The following is a 1,541-nucleotide window of genomic DNA, read 5'->3' as shown; positions in this document are numbered from 1 at the left end:
AATATTCTAGTATACCTGATCAACCATCACATGATGATGCCATTAATGCACTGAAATTGCTGGAAACAGTTATTGCAGAGTTTCCGTTTCGCGAACCACATCATAAAGCGGCGACCATTGCAGCGATCCTGACTGCACTGGTACGGCGCTCGCTCAGGACTGCTCCCATGTTCATCTTTACCGCTCCGAAAATGGGGAGCGGAAAAAGCTTGTTGGCCAACGTTGTGGCCTTGATCGCAACAGGAAAAACGGCACCAGCCATCACCCACAACACAGACAAAACTGAAGAGCGCAAGGCTATCTTATCGTTTCTCCTGAGCGGTGACTCTATCGCCCTGATCGACAACGTCGAGAACGCTATCGGTTCCCCAACACTTTGCTCTGTTCTGTCTGAGGAAACACTGAAAGATCGAATCCTTGGCGAATCAAGGGATGTGGTCGTGCCAACATCTGTTACCTGGATGGCCACAGGAAACAACCTGACCGTTCGTGGCGATTTATCCACTCGCGTCATCATGATCAGTATTGACCCTGGTATTGAGCGGCCTGAAGAGCGGCGATTCCGGCGCAACCTGAAATCATGGATCCCCAAAAACAGAAACCGCTTGGTTGTCGCTGCCCTGACAATCATTAGGGCATACGCCAAGGCGGGCAGGCCATCCACCGGGTTGCCTCCATTCGGGCGATTCGAGGAGTGGGCCCGCGTGGTGCGTGATGCGTTGGTTTGGTGTGGCCAGCCGGATGTTTGCCAGACCCGCCAGGACATTGAAGAGTTTGATCCGGTGCGCATCAATCTTGGCAATTTCTTGTCGGCTTGGTGGGATGCTTTTAAGTCGCAGGAGGTGACAGTAGCAACCTTAATTTCTCACGCCAAGCTTTTGGCTTTCCCCCAACCAAACGCCTGGAACATAAACGGCACGCCTGATCCAGACACTAGCCTGCTCGACGCCCTGGTCGATGTTGCTGGAGACTCCAAGGGGAATATCAACGCCAGATCACTGGGGTGGTATATCAGACGGCACAGGGAAAGAGTTGAGAATGGTTTTAAGATTCACATACCGGAAAAGACTGGAAACAAGAAAAGTGTTGAAAGGTGGCGTATATCACAGGTTAAGATCGGTGGGTCAGTGGACACCAACCACCTCATGGTTTCTTTGGAATCTAAGGATCTTTTTAGCCAATACGCGGAAAATGTCAGAGATCAATATATACCTATAGGGCCACATACCGCATGTGACATTTCTACGTATACGGCTAAAAACAATCTTCAAAATCAAAGAAACCATACGCCAACCGACGATGATGCCGCCTGCATCGAGGACTTCCCCCTATGAGTACAGACATCGAAACTTTCATGGCGGACCTCGACCGGGATGGCGTTGTCCCCTACCTGGACGAAGAAGGGCAGCCGAGGATCTCCACGCGAAACAAAATTCCAGAATCCACCCTGGCGGAGATGAAGGCTCGCAGAGACGAGATCAAAACCTGGTTGCTTTACAAACCGTTCCGCAGGCAACTGACGGAAAAGGAAATCACCTGCA

At 50.9% G+C, this 1,541-nt stretch carries 1 protein-coding gene and 1 pseudogene; both read left to right on the top strand.

From position 1 onward, the window contains the following. Positions 1 to 1,334: pseudogene (locus EJP87_RS18120) on the top strand (hypothetical protein); the annotation flags it as partial. After that, on the top strand, positions 1,331 to 1,541 hold a 211-nt coding region (locus tag EJP87_RS16165), incomplete at its 3' end, for a hypothetical protein (RefSeq protein ID WP_130472878.1). The pseudogene EJP87_RS18120 and the gene EJP87_RS16165, both read left to right, overlap by 4 nt.

The organism is Candidatus Magnetaquicoccus inordinatus (genome assembly GCF_004217665.1).
GTDB classification, from domain to species: domain Bacteria; phylum Pseudomonadota; class Magnetococcia; order Magnetococcales; family Magnetaquicoccaceae; genus Magnetaquicoccus; species Magnetaquicoccus inordinatus.
The sequence above is the reverse complement of the archived record's forward strand: the minus strand, read 5'-3'. Positions and strand labels throughout refer to the sequence as shown.